The 15,286-nt window shown below is 71.1% G+C and carries 6 protein-coding genes (1 of these 6 only partly in view); 2 read left to right on the plus strand and 4 right to left on the minus strand.

Annotated elements, in window-relative coordinates; genetic code table 11:
* Positions 1-9,662: the final stretch of a non-ribosomal peptide synthetase gene (locus G4D85_RS39875; RefSeq protein ID WP_164019495.1), read on the plus strand. The gene continues 18,070 nt to the left of window position 1, outside the view; only the last 9,662 of its 27,732 coding nucleotides appear in the window; the start codon falls outside the window, past its left edge; its stop codon occupies positions 9,660-9,662.
* Here G4D85_RS39875 and G4D85_RS39880 read toward each other — a convergent pair.
* Both G4D85_RS39880 and G4D85_RS39885 read right to left on the minus strand, forming a co-directional pair.
* The gene (locus G4D85_RS39880; RefSeq protein WP_164019496.1) at positions 9,595-10,575 is read right to left on the minus strand and encodes a helix-turn-helix transcriptional regulator; all 981 of its coding nucleotides are present in this window, start codon (positions 10,573-10,575) and stop codon (positions 9,595-9,597) included. The two genes, G4D85_RS39875 and G4D85_RS39880, sit on opposite strands and share 68 nt — an antisense overlap.
* A 16-nt stretch (positions 10,576-10,591) precedes the next feature.
* Positions 10,592-11,473 (minus strand): type 1 glutamine amidotransferase domain-containing protein, encoded by an 882-nt coding sequence (locus tag G4D85_RS39885; protein ID WP_240359780.1) that lies wholly within the window; start codon positions 11,471-11,473, stop codon positions 10,592-10,594.
* Positions 11,474-11,760: 287 nt separating this feature from the next.
* On the opposite strand from G4D85_RS39885, the gene G4D85_RS39890 reads away from it, so the two are divergent.
* The gene (locus tag G4D85_RS39890; RefSeq protein WP_164019497.1) at positions 11,761-12,885 is read left to right on the plus strand and encodes a nucleoside hydrolase; all 1,125 of its coding nucleotides are present in this window, start codon (positions 11,761-11,763) and stop codon (positions 12,883-12,885) included.
* Positions 12,886-12,966: 81 nt separating this feature from the next.
* Here the strand turns inward: G4D85_RS39890 and G4D85_RS39895 are convergent, their stop codons facing one another.
* Both G4D85_RS39895 and G4D85_RS39900 read right to left on the minus strand, forming a co-directional pair.
* Positions 12,967-14,160, minus strand: coding sequence for an aminotransferase-like domain-containing protein (locus G4D85_RS39895; protein WP_164019498.1), 1,194 nt, complete (start codon positions 14,158-14,160; stop codon positions 12,967-12,969).
* 114 nt (positions 14,161-14,274) lie between these two features.
* Positions 14,275-15,057: an alpha/beta hydrolase gene (locus tag G4D85_RS39900; RefSeq protein WP_164019499.1), complete on the minus strand. Its 783-nt coding sequence runs from the start codon at positions 15,055-15,057 to the stop codon at positions 14,275-14,277.
* Between the last annotated feature and the right edge of the window lie 229 nt (positions 15,058-15,286).

Here is a 15,286-nt window from a genome sequence, read left to right on the forward strand (position 1 = left end):
CGCGGCACACGCGGCTCTCCGCCGAGGCCACCTCCGCGCTCCAGGCCTTCGCCCGCCAGCACCAGCTCACCCCCAATGACGTGGTGCAGGCCGCCTGGGCCCTGGCGCTGTCGCGACACACGGGCGAGGACGAGGTCCTCTTCGGGGCCACCAGCTCCGGCCGCTCCGCGGCGGTGCCCGGCATCGAGCAGGCCGTGGGCCTGTTCATCAACACGCTGCCCGTGCGCGTGCGGGTGGACGAGGACCTGAGAGTCCTCGCGTGGCTCCAGGGACTGCACACGCGGCAGGCGGAGCAGCGCCAGCACGAGCACTCCGCGCTGGTGCGCATCCAGGGCTGGAGCGCCGTGCCTCGCGGCACTCCGCTGTTCCAGTCCCTCTTCGTCTTCGAGAACTACCCCGTCGACGCCGCGGTGAACTCGGCCGGCGCCGAGCTGGGCATCCGGGACGTCCATGCGCGCGAGCAGCCGGACCTGCCGCTGGTGGCCGTGGCCGCGCCCGGCCCGCGTCTGGGGCTGAGCCTGACGTATCCGGCGGGACGCTTCGAAGCACCGCGCCTGGAAGGGCTGCTGGAGCACTGGGCCCTGGCGCTGGAGGCGCTGGTGTCGCAGTCCGGCAGCCGGCTGGGCGACATCTCCCTCCTGTCGGAGGCCGAGCGCCAGCGCGTGCTGGTGGAGTGGAATGGCCAGCCCGCGCCCTTCCCGCGGGACAGCTGCATCCACCACCTCTTCGAGGCCCAGGCCCAACGCACTCCAGATGCGGAGGCCCTGCGCTTCGGTGACGACTCGCTCACCTACCGCCAACTGGACGCACGCGCCAACCAACTCGCCTGGCACCTGCGCTCGCTGGGCGTCGGCCCGGACACCCTCGTCCCACTCCTGCTGGAGCGCTCCGTCGAGCAGGTCGTCGCGCTCTTCGGCGTCCTCAAGGCCGGCGGTGCCTTCGTCCCCCTGGACCCGAGCTACCCCGCTGAGCGCCTCGGCTTCATGCTGGCCGACTCCGCGGCTCCCGTCGTCATCACCCTGCAGGCCCTGGCGCCCAGGGTGCCCTCTCGCGGCGAGCGCCTCGTGCTGCTCGACGCCGACGCGCCACTGCTCGCGCGCCAGCCTCAGTCACCTCCTGACTCCGAAGTGACGGCCGACAGCCTCGCCTACGTCATCTACACCTCCGGCAGCACCGGACGGCCCAAGGGCGTCATGGTCGAGCACCGCTCGGTGCTCAACCTCCACCGCGCCTTGCGTCAGACTGTCTACGCTGGCCTGCCCCCGGGCTCGCGCGTCACCCTCAATGCGCCGCTGGCCTTCGACGCCTCCATCAAGCAGCTCATCCAGGTGCTCGACGGCCACTGCCTCGTCATCGTTCCCGAAGAGCTGCGCAGGGACGCGCACGCCCTGGTGGACTGGCTGGCCCTGCACCGCGTCCAGGCGCTCGACTGCACCCCTTCGTTGCTGCGGCTGCTGCTGCAGGAGGGCTTGCTGGAATCGGCCCACGTGCCCGGATTGCTGGTGCCCGGGGGCGAGGCCATCGACGAAGCCACCTGGCAGCAGCTCGCCAGCTCCGAGCGCACCCAGACCTTCAACGTCTACGGCCCCACCGAGACCACCGTCGACGCCACCACCTTCCGCCTGCGGGCCGGTACGCAGCCCACCATTGGCAGGCCGCTGGCGAACGTGCGCGTCTACGTGATGGATGCGCACCTTCAGCCGATACCTCCCGGCGTCCCCGGAGAGCTCTTCATCGGCGGAGCCGGTGTGGCGCGCGGCTACCTGCGCCGCCCGGAACTGACGGCCGAACGCTTCGTGCCGGACCCCTTCAGCCAGGAGCCCGGCGCGCGCATGTACCGCACCGGCGACAGGGTGCGCTGGCAGGCCGACGGCACGCTCGACTACCTGGGCCGCGCCGACTTCCAGGTGAAGCTGCGCGGCTTCCGCATCGAGCTGGGCGAAATCGAAGCCGCCCTGCGCTCCCACCCGGACATCTCCAACGCCCTGGTCCTGGTGCGGGAGGACGGCGCCGCACCAAGGCTCGTCGCCTATGTCGTCCCCTCTTCCGAGGAGGGCAGCGGCTCCGGGCCGGATACCCAGGCCCTGCGCACCTGGCTGGCCCGGCAGCTGCCGGAGTACATGCTGCCCTCGGCCTTCGTCGTACTCCAGGCCCTGCCGCTGACGCCCAACGGCAAGGTGGACAGGAAGGCCCTGCCCTCGCCCGAGGCCTCGTGGAATGAAGCTTCCTTCCACGCACCCGCCACGCCGGTGGAGCAGGCGCTGGCCACCCTCTGGCGCAACCTGCTGCGCGTCGAGCGCGTGGGCCGGGACGACAGCTTCTTCGCCCTGGGCGGCCACTCGCTGCTGGCGACCCAGCTCGTCACCCGCATCCGCGCCGCCCTCGGAGTCGAGGTGCCCCTGCGCACCCTCTTCGAAGCGCCCACCCTGTCAGGGCTGGCCCAGCACATCGACACACTCCAGGGTGCGCAGGTGCCCGCGGCTCCGCCCATGCTGCGCGTGCCCCGCTCGGGCCCGCGGCCCCTATCCTTCGCCCAGCAGCGGCTGTGGATCATCGACCAGGTCGAACCCGGCAGCGCCACCTACAACATTCCCTCCGCCCTGCGTATCTCGGGGGCGCTGGACGCGGGCGCCCTGGAGCACGCCTTCCTCGCGCTCATCGAGCGCCACGAGGTGCTGCGGACCACCTTCGCGGTGGAAGACGGCGAGCCCGTGCAGCTCATCCACCCGAGCCCCGGCTTCTCGCTGGCCGTCATGGACTTGAGCGCCCTGCCCCCCGAGGCCCGTGAGGCCGAGGTCCGCAGCCGGAGCAGGGAAGAGGCGCTGCGGCCCTTCGACCTCGCCACCGGCCCGCTTCTCCGGGCCACGCTGCTGCGCCTGGAGCCGGCGGAGCACGTGCTGCTCATGACGATGCACCACATCGTCTCCGACGGCTGGTCCACGAACGTGCTCGTCCGCGAGCTCGCCGCGCTGTACTCGGCCCGGGCCACCGGCGTGGAGGCACAGCTGCCGCCACTGCCCGTGCAGTACGTCGACTTCGCGGAGTGGCAGCGCGCATGGCTGCAGGGCGAGGTGCTCCAGCGCCAGCTCGGCTTCTGGAAGCAGCAGCTGGCCGGCGCCGCCCCCGTGCTGGAGCTGCTTGGCGACAAGCCGCGTCCCGCCGTCCAGTCCTTCCGCGGGGCTCACCTGCCGGTCCACCTGCCCCGGACGCTAGCGGACGCGCTCCTGGCGCTCTGCCAGCGCGAGGGCGTCACCCCCTTCATGGCGCTGCTCGCGGCATGGCAGGTGCTGCTGGCGCGCTACTCGGGGCAGGACGACGTCAGCGTCGGCTCGCCCATCGCCGGCCGCACCCGTGGGGAGACGGAGGGCCTCATCGGCTTCTTCGTCAACACCCTGGTGCTGCGCTCACGCGTGGACTCTCAGGCCACCTTCCGCCAGCTGCTCGCCCAGGTGCGCTCCACCACCCTGGGCGCCTACGAGCACCAGGACGTGCCCTTCGAGAAGCTCGTCGAGGAGCTGCAGCCTCAGCGCAGCCTCAGCCACTCGCCCCTCTTCCAGGTCATGCTCGTGCTGCAGAACACGCCCGTGCAGGCGCTGCAGCTGGGTGCAGGCAAGGCCGGCCTCCCGCCGCTGCGCCTGGCTCCCGTCGAGTCCGGGCTGGAGACGGTGAAGTTCGACCTCACCCTCGCCCTCACCGAGACGCCCGAGGGCTTCTCCGGCACCCTGGGCTACCGCACCGACCTCTTCGAGCAGCCCACCGTGGCCCGCATGGTGGAGCACCTGCGCACCCTGCTGGAAGCCGCCGTCGCCGCTCCGGAGACGCGCCTGGATGCCCTGCCGCTGATGGGCGCCGACGAGCTGAAGCGCATCCTGGTGGACTGGAACGACACGCGCCGCGAGGTGCCCTGGGTGGGCGCCCTCCACGAGCGCATCGAGGCGGTGGCCGCGCAGACTCCTGACGCCCTGGCCGTCCTCGACGACTCCACCCAGCTGTCCTTCGCCGATTTCAACCGCCGCGCCAACCGGCTCGCCCGACTCTTGCGCCAGCGCGGTGTCGGGCCCGAGGTGCGCGTCGCTCTCTGCATGGAGCGTGGCGTGGACATGGTGGTCGCCGTGCTCGGCATCCTCAAGACCGGCGCCGCCTACGTCCCCATGGATCCGGCCTACCCGCGCGAGCGCCTGGCCTTCATGATCCAGGACTGCGGCGCCCGACTGGCCCTTACTCAAAGCCACCTGTCCGAGCGTATGGAGGGCTCCGGCGTCGAGCCGCTCTACCTGGACGACGAGGCCGTGCGTGCGCAGCTCGCCCGCGAGTCCGAGGCCAACCCTCCCCACGTGAGCGCTCCGCAGCACCTGGCCTATGTCATCTACACCTCGGGCTCCACTGGCCGGCCCAAGGGCGTCATGGTGCAGCACGCCTCCATCATGAACATGCGGGCCGCCATCGACTTCATCGTGCACGCGCGCGCCGAGGGCCCGCTGCGCTCCACCCTGAATGCGCCCCTGGCCTTCGACGCCTCCGTCCAGCAGCTGGTGCAGCTGGCGGACGGCTACACGTTGTGCGTGGTGCCGCAGGCGGCGCGCGAGGACGTGGCGCTGATGAAGGCCTGGCTGGAGAAGCACCAGGTAGACCTGCTGGACTGCTCTCCCTCCCACCTGCGCCTGCTGCTGGACGAGGGCCTGGGCGACTCGCGGCCCCTCCGCGTACTCCCCGGCGGCGAGGCGATAGATGAGGCCCTCTGGACGCGGCTGGCCACTCACCCCAACCTCATCCCCTTCAACGTCTACGGGCCCACCGAGTACACCTGCAACGCCGCCGCACGGCCGATTACTTCCGACACGCGCCGGCCTTCCCTGGGGCGCCCGCTGGCCAACATGCAGGCGTACGTGCTGGACGAGCGGCTGCGGCCGGTGCCCGTGGGCGTGCCCGGCGAGCTGTGCATGGGCGGCGCCGGCCTGGCGCGCGGCTACCTGGACCGCCCGGAGCTGACCGCTGAGAAGTTCGTCCCCAATCCCTTCTCCTCGGAGCCTGGTGCGCGCCTGTACCGCACCGGCGACAAGGTGCGCTGGCTGGCCAACGCAGAGCTGGAGTTCCTGGGCCGCATCGACTTCCAGGTGAAGCTGCGCGGCCTGCGCATCGAGCTGGGGGAAATCGAGGCCGCGCTGGAAGAGGTGCCGGAGGTCCGCCATGCCGTGGTGCTGGCACGCGAGGACGTGCCCGGAAACAAGCGACTGGTGGCCTACGTCGTCACGGACGAGGCGAGGCGCGTGGACCCGGCCTCGCTGCGCGCCACGCTCCTGCGGAAGCTGCCCGAGTACATGGTGCCCTCCGCCTTCGTCACCCTGGAGGCCCTGCCCCTCAACACCCACGGCAAGCTGGACCGCAAGGCCCTGCCCGCCCCGGCCGCCCCCACAGCCGGCTTCGCCGCGCCGTGCACACCCACGGAGGAGCTGCTCGCGGACCTCTTCTCCGAGGTGCTCGGCGTCCCGTCCGTCGGCGTGCACGACGACTTCTTCGCCCTGGGCGGCCACTCGCTGCGGGCCACCCAGCTCGTCTCCCGCCTGCGCCGCACCTTCCAGGTGGAGCTGCCCCTGCGCGCGCTGTTCGAGGCGCCCACCGTCGCCGCCCTTGCGCTTCGCGTCGAGGCGGCCTCGCGCGCCGGCAACGGCGTCCAGGTCCCCGCCTTGGTGCCCGTGTCCCGCTCGGGGGAGCTGCCACTGTCCTTCGCCCAGCAGCGGCTCTGGTTCATCGACCAGTTCGAGCCCGGCAGCCCCCTCTACAACATGCCCACCGGGCTGCGCCTGGAGGGCGCGCTGGACGTGGCCGCCCTGGAGCACGCCCTCACGCAGGTGGTGTCGCGCCACGAGTCGCTGCGCACCACCTTCGCCTCACGCGAGGGCGAGCCCGTCCAGCGCATCCACCCGCCCTCGGACATCCGCCTGCCCGTGGTGGACCTGGAGGCGCTGCCTGCCGCCGAGCGTCAGGACGAGGCCCGGCGGCTGGCCCACGAGGAGGCGCTGCGCCCCTTCGACCTGGCCACCGGTCCCCTCTTCCGCGTCACGCTGCTACGGCTCGGGGAGCAGGAACACGTGCTGCTGGCGACGATGCACCACATCGTCTCCGACGGCTGGTCCATGGGCGTGCTCGTCCACGAGCTCGCCACGCTGTACTCGGCCCGGGCCACCGGCGTGGAGGCACAGCTGCCGCCGCTGCCGGTGCAGTACGTCGACTTCGCGGAGTGGCAGCGCGCGTGGCTGCAGGGCGAGGTGCTCCAGCGCCAGCTCGGCTTCTGGAAGCAGCAGTTGGCCGGCGCGGCCCCCGTGCTGGAGCTGCCCGGCGACAAGCCCCGTCCCGCCGTCCAGTCCTTCCGCGGGGCCCACCTGCCGGTCCACCTCCCCAGGGCGCTAGCGGACGCACTGCTGGCGCTCTGCCAGCGCGAGGGCGTCACTCCCTTCATGGTGCTGCTCGCGGCGTGGCAGGTGCTGCTGGCTCGCTACTCCGGGCAGGACGACGTCAGCGTCGGCTCGCCCATCGCCGGCCGCACCCGCGGGGAGACGGAGGGCCTCATCGGCTTCTTCGTCAACACCCTGGTGCTGCGCTCACGCGTGAACTCCCAGGCCACCTTCCGCCAGCTGCTCGCCCAGGTGCGCTCCACCACCCTGGGCGCCTACGAGCACCAGGACGTGCCCTTCGAGAAGCTGGTGGAGGAGCTGCAGCCCCAGCGCAGCCTCAGCCATTCGCCCCTCTTCCAGGCCATGCTCGTGCTGCAGAACACGCCCGTGCAGGCGCTGCAGCTGGGTGCAGGCAAGGCCGGCCTTCCGCCGCTGCGCCTGGCTCCCGTCGAGTCCGGGCTGGAGACGGTGAAGTTCGACCTCACCCTCGCCCTCACCGAGACGCCCGAGGGCTTCTCCGGCACCCTGGGCTACCGCACCGACCTCTTCGAGCAGCCCACCGTGGCCCGCATGGTGGAGCACCTGCGCACGCTGCTGGAAGCCGCCGTCGCCGCTCCGGAGACGCGCCTGGACGCCCTGCCGCTGATGGGGGCCGACGAGCTGAAGCGCATCCTGGTGGACTGGAACGACACGCGCCGCGAGGTGCCCTGGGTGGGCACCCTCCACGAGCGCATCGAGGCGGTGGCCGCGCAGACTCCTGACGCCCTGGCCGTCCTCGACGATTCCACCCAGCTGTCCTTCGCCGAGTTCAACCGCCGCGCCAACCGGCTCGCCCGTCTCTTGCGCCAGCGCGGCGCCGGACCCGAGGTGCGCGTCGGCCTGTGCCTGGAGCGTGGCGTGGACATGGTGGTCGCCGTGCTGGGCATCCTCAAGGCCGGCGCTGCCTACGTCCCCATGGACCCGGCCTACCCGCGCGAGCGCCTGGCCTTCATGCTCCAGGACTGCGGCGCCCGACTCGTCCTCACCCAGCAGCACCTGGCCGGCCTGCTGGAGGGCTCCGGCGTGGAGCCCCTCTTCCTCGACAGCCCCCACATGGGTGAAGCGCTCGCCCGCGAGTCCGAGGCCAACCCTCCCCACGTGAGCGCCCCGCGGCACCTGGCCTACGTCATCTACACCTCGGGCTCCACCGGCCGGCCCAAGGGCGTCATGGTGCAGCACGCCTCCATCATGAACATGCGGGCCGCCATCGACTTCATCGTGCACGCGCGCGCCGAGGGCCCGCTGCGCTCCACCCTGAATGCGCCCCTGGCCTTCGACTCCTCCGTCCAGCAGTTGGTGCAGTTGGCGGACGGCTACGCGTTGTGCGTGGTGCCGCAGGCGGCTCGCGAGGACGTGGCGCTGATGAAGGCCTGGCTGGAGAAGCACCAGGTGGACCTGCTGGACTGCTCTCCCTCCCACCTGCGCCTGCTGCTGGATGAGGGCCTCGGCGACTCGCGGCCCATCCGCGTACTCCCCGGTGGCGAGGCGATTGATGAGGCCCTCTGGACGAGGCTGGCCACGCACCCCAACCTCATCCCCTTCAACGTCTACGGCCCCACCGAGTACACCTGCAACGCCGTCGCACGGCCGATTACCTCCGACACGCGCCGGCCTTCCCTGGGGCGCCCGCTGGCCAACATGCAGGCGTACGTGCTGGATGAGCGGCTGAGGCCGGTGCCCGTGGGCGTGCCCGGCGAGCTGTGCATGGGCGGCGCGGGCCTGGCGCGCGGCTACCTGGACCGCCCGGAGCTGACCGCTGAGAAGTTCGTCCCCAATCCCTTCTCCTCGGAGCCTGGTGCGCGCCTGTACCGCACCGGCGACAAGGTGCGCTGGCTGGCCAACGCAGAGCTGGAGTTCCTGGGCCGCATCGACTTCCAGGTGAAGCTGCGCGGCCTGCGCATCGAGCTGGGGGAAATCGAGGCCGCGCTGGAAGAGGTGCCGGAGGTCCGCCATGCCGTGGTGCTGGCACGCGAGGACGTGCCCGGAAACAAGCGACTGGTGGCCTACGTCGTCACGGACGAGGCGAGGCGTGTGGAACCGGCCTCGCTGCGCGCCACGCTCCTGCGGAAGCTGCCCGAGTACATGGTGCCCTCCGCCTTCGTCCCCCTGGAAGCCCTGCCCCTCAACATCCACGGCAAGTTGGACCGCAAGGCCCTGCCCGCGCCGGACCTGGCCCCCGCGAGCCAGTACGTCGCACCCCGCACGCCCATGGAGGAAAAGCTCGCTGCGCTGTGGGCCGAGGTGCTGGGCCTGCCGCGCGTGGGCGCCGAGGACGACTTCTTCGCCCTGGGCGGCCACTCCCTCCTGGCCGCGCGACTGGTCTCCCGGCTCCAGCGGGACCTGCACCGGCGCGTGCCGCTGGCCACCCTCTTCGAGCACCCCACCATCGCGGCCCTGGCCAGTGCCATGGACGACGCCCGGCCGGAGCTCACCGCGTCAGCCTCCAACCTGGTGCCCCTCAAGGCGGGACAGGAGCGTGGCCGACCGCTGTTCCTCATCCATGGCGGTGGCGGCGGCGTGGACGCCTACGCCAGCCTGGCCCGCCTGCTCCCCGCGGACCAGGCCGTCTACGCCCTCCGAGCGCCCGGATTGGACGGTGGCGCGCCGCCGCCCGCATCCGTCGAGGCGCTGGCCGAGCACTACCTCCCCCAGCTTCGCGCGGTGCAGCCCCGGGGCCCGTACCTGCTGGGAGGCTGGTCATTCGGCGGGCTCGTGGCCTACGAGCTGGCCCGCCGGTTCCAGGCAGAGGGCGACACGGTGGAGCTGCTGGTGATGCTCGACACCCACGCTCCCGGGCCGCGCATCGGGCCGAAGCCCGGAGCCCTCAACGAGCTGGCCACCTTCGGCCGGCTCCTCGACCTGCCCTGGCAGTCCCTGCGGTTGGACACGGCAACGCTGGAGCAGCTCGAGGGCCGGGAGCGGTTGGCCTGGCTGCTGGAGCAGGTCCAGCGCCTGCCCGAGGCCGCGCCCGAGCTGGACCTGGATGAGACCGAGCGCCTCTTCCGCGTCTTCCAGCGACTCAGCGAGGCCCAGCGGACCTACGTCCCGGCCCCTTACGCCGGCCGCGCCGTGCTCCTCAAGGCGGCCGCCAGTGCGGGGGACCTCGGCTGGAGCACCTGGCTGTCCACGGAGCCACAGGTGCTCGAGGTGCCCGGAGACCACTTCACGATGCTCGAGGCGCCGAACCTCGTGTCCGTGGCGGAGCAGCTCGCGGCGCTCCTCCGGGAGTAGTCGAGAGCATCAGCTCGCGCAGTGCCGAGGGAGGCACGTCGTTGTACCTGCGAAACGTCCTGGAGAAGTGCGCCTGGTCGGAGAAGCCGGTACAGAACGCGACATCCGTCAGCGTCAGGCCCGCGTCGCCCAGCAGTGCATGCGCGGCGTCGACACGCGCCCGCTGCAGGGTCTCGGAGAACGTCGTTCCTTCCTGCTGCAGGGCGCGTTGAAGGCCACGACGTGACAGGGACAGTCGCTGCGCGCACTCCTCGACCGTCCAGGAGTGCAGCAGATCGCCACTCATGAGCTGCTGGAGCCGGCCACGAACCGCGTGGAGCTCTCCCCTCCCCTGCGCATCGCACGCCGGAGGAGGAGCCTGCCTCGTGGGCTTCCAATGGAAGGTCGCCACGTCGGTCGCGTCGGGCAGCCTCCTCGCCGCGGACTTCGAGGCTCCACCGTGGATGACGACGGGCGCGCCGGACGCACGCTCGAGTGTCACTTTCAGTCCGGTGAAGCCCGCGGTCTCCAGGAGCGCCACGAGGACGCCCCAGATGAACAGGTCGTTGACGGTGAGAATCTTCCCTCCGTCGATGGCCACGTGCCGCACGGTCATTCGAGCACGCGCCAGGTCATGCTCGAGGAGCTGGGTGCGGTGGCGTGAGTGAAGGAAGCGCTCGAGGGTTCTCCACCGCTCCATCGCGTGCCGGGGCGTCGCCCCCGCGACGAGGGCCCGGAGCACGGGGTGCGACGACAAGGTCCGCAGCTCACGCCCCAGCTCCAGCACCGCTCGCCAGCCATGTGCGTCCATGACGTCCTGGAGCATGGCGACCTTGTCGCGTCCCTCGGTGGATATCCCCGGGTAGTCGCGAGCGACGGTGGCCTTCAGCACGGCATTCAGCGCCGGGCTCGTCATCACACCTTGGTCCACCATGGTCAGCAGGCCCTCGTCAGGGGGAGTCCTCCGGAGGCGTGCCGGCTTCCGGCTCGCACCGTCCCGCGTTGCGCCAGTCGCTGAGCGCGGCGAGGAAGTGCACGTTGAAGGCCGCGCCGGAGAATGGATTCTGGCTCGTCACCAGGTTGCAGTCGCGCACGGCGCGGGAGCGGCCCGGAAACGCCGTCTCGTGGCGGTAGCCGGCCTCGTCGAGTTGGTCTCCGATGCCTCGGACCTGTGCGCGGGCGCCCATCACGAAGGTCTCGATGTACCACTCCTCGAAGCCCGACACCGAGGTGACGCGCCGGCCCGCGAAGGGCCCCTGCTCCTTCGGCAACCGGGAGAGGAGCGCGGGCGCATGGCAGACGAGTCCCACGGGGCGGGCCGTGGCGCCGAAGTCGCGGAGCAGTCCGTGCAGGTCCGTGTCGTGGAGCAGGTCCACCATGACGCCCTGGCCGCCCGGCACGAGGAGGGCCTGAAACGCGTCCGAGCGTGTGCGGACCTCGGACAGCGGCAGCGGTGCACGCAGCTGGGGAAGCTGCGTGAGCAGCGCCTGCGCTTCGGCGAGCGCCTCGGGATGCTCCTTCCAGTAGGACGGCTTCACGCCCTCCGGGTCGAACGCGGGAGCCCGTCCCTCCGGCGTCGCGAGCACCACCTCGTAGCCCGCGTCGACGAGCGCCCGATAGGGCTCGTAGAACTCGTTCAAGAAGACGCCCGTCTGGCGGGTGCTCCCGTCCGCGAGTTTCTGCTCGGACGCGGCGGAGAGGACCATGAGGACCGCCCCGGGAGCGCGGACCTCCGCCGGGACGGAAGGAAAGACGACCCGGTGAGTGGGAGTCGTCGTGCAGCCCCACGCGGCGGTGAGGCCCGCGAGCGCGAGGGGCGCGAGAAACCACATCAAGGTCTTCCCTGCGTGAAACGTCGGAGTCTGAGTCGAACTGGGCGCACCCATGCGGGTCCTCCTGGTGACAGCTTCATCGCCAGCGTAGGAACCCGAGGGAGGGCGGGCTTGAACAAAGGCGCCAATCCGCTGCGGGCCCCCGCGTCGTCCCTTCGCGGACGCCCCCCTCCTCCTCGAAGGCCGCTGGTTTCCCACCTGCGCATGCGCACCTACGGGTGTGGCTCACACGAAGCGGTGGCCGTGCGAAGCGCCGCTCGCCGTGTCATCGGCCCGGGGGGCACCGAATGAATCGACAGCGCGTCACATCCAGGAACTGGAGGGCCGCGTGGGTGGCGGCGGTGCTGTTCGTCGGCATCGGGTGCGCGTCGGAGGACACCTCCAGCGAAGAGGTCCCTTCGGGGCGGAACGTCAATGTGGACGAGCTGCGCCCCCCGGTGATTTTCGACCACGACATGGACTTCGACGATGCCGCCGCGCTGGCGCACCTGGCTCGACTCCACAAGGCGGGACACATCGACCTGCGGCTGGTGACCATCACCAGCGCGGGCGCGGGACTTCCCGGGCGAGCCATCCGTCACACGCGCTGCCTGCTCGAGCGCTTCGGGCTCGGCACCGTGCCCGTCGCGGACAGTCGGCGCCTGGGCGTCAACCCCTTCCCCGACGTGTTGCGGCTGACCTTCGAGCAGGTGCTGACCGACATGACACCGGGCTGCCTGGCGAGCGAGGAGCCGTCCACGGTGCCCGCCGAGCAGGCGATCATCAACGTGCTCGTCGAGTCGACGCGGCCCGTCACCGTCATCGCCACGGGGCCGCTGACCAACGTGGCCGGGGCCATCGAGCTCCGAGCGTCCCAGGGCGGCAGGTCGCTGGCCCCGAGAGTCTCCCGTGTGTTCGTGCAGGGCGGCGCCCTCCGGGTGCCCGGCGGCCTGTGCTGCGGGCTGGAGATGACGTTCGACCAGACGCAGACGTTCAACCCCTGGGCGGACCCGGTCGCGGCGCAGACCACGCTCGACCACTTCCTGCTGACCGATATCGCCATGATTGGCGCTGACGCGACCAACCACGTGCCGATCCGCACGGACTACCTCGCGCGGCTCAACGCCGAGGCCACCACGCCCGAGGCGCAGTTCGTCCGCGACCTGGCGAACCACCCTGTCATCACCTCCTCGGTCACCTCCGGCTTTCCAATCTTCTGGTGGGCCCCCCTGACCAGCGTCGCAATCACGACCCAGGGCGTCGTCGACGACGAGCTCGTGCGCATCGCCGTCATCCAGACCGGGCCGTCCTCGGGACGCACGCTGGAGGTCGGCGCACAGCTGGGTGGCCGGCTGGTCCGGTTCGGCGTCTCGGCCAACCAGGTGCTCTTCGAGGACGCGTTCCTCAATGGGCTGAACACGCCCATTCCCTGAGCCCCGCCACGCTGCCGCGCCGCTGGGGCTACTCGGCGGAAGAGGCCATCCTCCCCGAGGAGCAGCAGCCCCTCATGGAGTCTACCCCTGCGCCGCCACCAGCACGCGCCCCAGCCGGGCCACGGCCTCTTCAATCCGCGCAGGCTCGCAGTTGCTGAAGTTCAGCCGCATGCAGTGGGCCGCGGACCGCCCTCCCGCCACCGTGAACGCCTGGCCGGGAAGGTACGCCACCCGCTCCGTCTCCAGCGCGCGCGACAGCAACGCGGTGGTGTCCGCGCCCTCCGGCAGCTCCACCCAGACGAACATGCCGCTCGAGGGCTTCGACCACTTCGCCCCTCGCGGCAGGTGCTGCTCCAGCGCCTTCAGCAGCGTGTCCCTGCGCAGCCGGTACTCATGGCGCAGCCGCGTCAGGTGCCCCTCCAGCCGCCCCGAGTCGAGGAACGACAGGATGATGCGCTGGGTGAACGTCGCCGTGTCGATGTCGCTCGACTCCTTCACCGTGGCCAGCCGGAAGACCATCGGCTCCGGCACCACCACCCAGCCCACCCTCAGCGCCGGTGCGAGAATCTTCGAGAACGAGCCCACGTAGTACACCCACTGCTCGTCCAGCGCGCGCAGCGGCGGTAGCACCCGGTCCTCGTAGTTGAGGAACCCGTACGCGTCGTCCTCGATGATGGGCATCCGGTAGTCGCGCGCCAGCTTCACCAGCCGCTCGCGAGCCTCCGTCGCCAGGCTGATGCCCAGCGGGTTGTGCCCGTCGCTCATCGTGTACAGGAACGCCGGCCGCTCCCCCGAGGCCAGCACCGACTCCACCGAGTCCAGGTCGATGCCCGTCCCCGCCTCTGTGCGCACCGCCAGCCGCCGCGCCTGGTACGGCTCCAGCACCTGCTGGAACCCCGAGTACACGCGGTCCTCCAGCATCACCGACTGACCGGGCTCCAGCATCAGCCGCACCAGCAGATTCAGCCCCTGCTGGGCGCCCGTGGTGAGGAACACCTGCTCCGGGGAACAGCGCACGCCCCGCTTCGCCATCAGCGCCACGATGTGCTCGCGCAGCGGCTGGAGCGTGGCCGAGTACTGCAGCGCGCTCCCCTGCTCCGCCAGGACACTCGCCGCCGACGCGGCCATGCCCTCCGTGGGAAACATCTCGGCGGCCGGAAGGCCCAGCGCAAGCGAGAAGACGCCAGGCTTGGTGATGTTCTGCAACATGTCCTGGATGGCGGACGGCGCCAGCCGCCGCGCCCAGGGCGCCAGGGGAAGTTCGGAGGTGTTCATCAAGGACCGCAGCGTATCCCACTCGAACCCGAAGATTCCAAGTGTGCCGGCTTGTCGTGAAACGCCCACCCTCACCCCGGGCCCCTGGTGACGGCCCTCACGGACGGGAGACACTCAGGGAGGGGGGCCCGTCAGGAAGTCGAACCCGGCCCTGGCTATGTCCTCCGGCACGGTATGCACCCCCGCGAACTCGCGATAGTCCACCACGTAGTCCTCGTCCCGGAGCTCCTCGACGATGAAGCGCCCACCGTCGACGGGCAGCACCGGGTCCAGCGTGCCATGGGAGATGAAGACGGCGGGCCGGCCCTGGAGCTCGGACGCGGCGACGCCTCCCGCCGAGAAGGCGGCGATGCGCCGGAAGAGGTCGCCATTGCTCAGCCCGACGGACAGCGCGTAGGTCGCCCCGTCCGAGAAGCCGCTGATGGTGATGCGCTCCGGGTCCACCGAGTACTCACGGAACACCCGCGCCAGCGTCGCGTCGAGGAACGCCAGGTCCGCGCCGTACTGACGCACGGCGAACAGGTCCCAGCTCCGCGCCACGGACTTGGGCGCCAGCACCAGCGTGCCGGTGGCGTGGGCCTCGTCGCTCATCAGGGGAAGGACGTTCTCCGGCGCGCGCCCCGCACCGTGCAGCAGCACTATCAGCGCCGCGGGGGACCCCGGCGAGTAGCTCTCCGGCACCAGCAACACCCCACGCTCCTTGCCCTCCTCTTCCAGCAGCAGCTCCCCCCTCGAGGCCGAGGGCTCGGTCGGCTCCCCATGGCGCACGGCCAGCCGCGCCGAGCCGAAGCTCGTGTCAACCAGCTGGGTGGGCCCGCCACACCCGACCAGCGCCACCAGCAACACCCGGAAGGCCGCGGACGAGCCCCTCCGGGACAGCGTGCGTGACGTCCTCATGCCTTGCCATCTCCCGTGAAGCGCGGCGTTACTCTCCACGGGAGAAACGCGGACACGACGGGACGCATATCGCCGGGCGCGCCCCCCCGCCGGCACACGGAGCGCACACACACTGCCTGTGTCACCCCAGGCCCCCTGCCCCCGTGCTTGCGAACTCAAATCCGTGTATCAACGGGGCGTCGTAGTTCGCGAGGCCTGCTGGATAATCTTGCCTCACCCGGAGAACGAA

The sequence above is a fragment of the Pyxidicoccus trucidator genome, assembly GCF_010894435.1.
Lineage (GTDB): Bacteria > Myxococcota > Myxococcia > Myxococcales > Myxococcaceae > Myxococcus > Myxococcus trucidator.

Excerpts from the sequence above, each read along its gene's own strand:
- G4D85_RS39880 (WP_164019496.1), bottom strand. The coding sequence starts at position 10,575 with ATGGTGGACCAAGGTGTGATGACGAGCCCGGCGCTGAATGCCGTGCTG.
- G4D85_RS39885 (WP_240359780.1), bottom strand. The coding sequence starts at position 11,473 with ATGTGGTTTCTCGCGCCCCTCGCGCTCGCGGGCCTCACCGCCGCGTGG.
- G4D85_RS39890 (WP_164019497.1), top strand. The coding sequence starts at position 11,761 with ATGAATCGACAGCGCGTCACATCCAGGAACTGGAGGGCCGCGTGGGTG.
- G4D85_RS39895 (WP_164019498.1), bottom strand. The coding sequence starts at position 14,160 with ATGAACACCTCCGAACTTCCCCTGGCGCCCTGGGCGCGGCGGCTGGCG.
- G4D85_RS39900 (WP_164019499.1), bottom strand. The coding sequence starts at position 15,057 with ATGAGGACGTCACGCACGCTGTCCCGGAGGGGCTCGTCCGCGGCCTTC.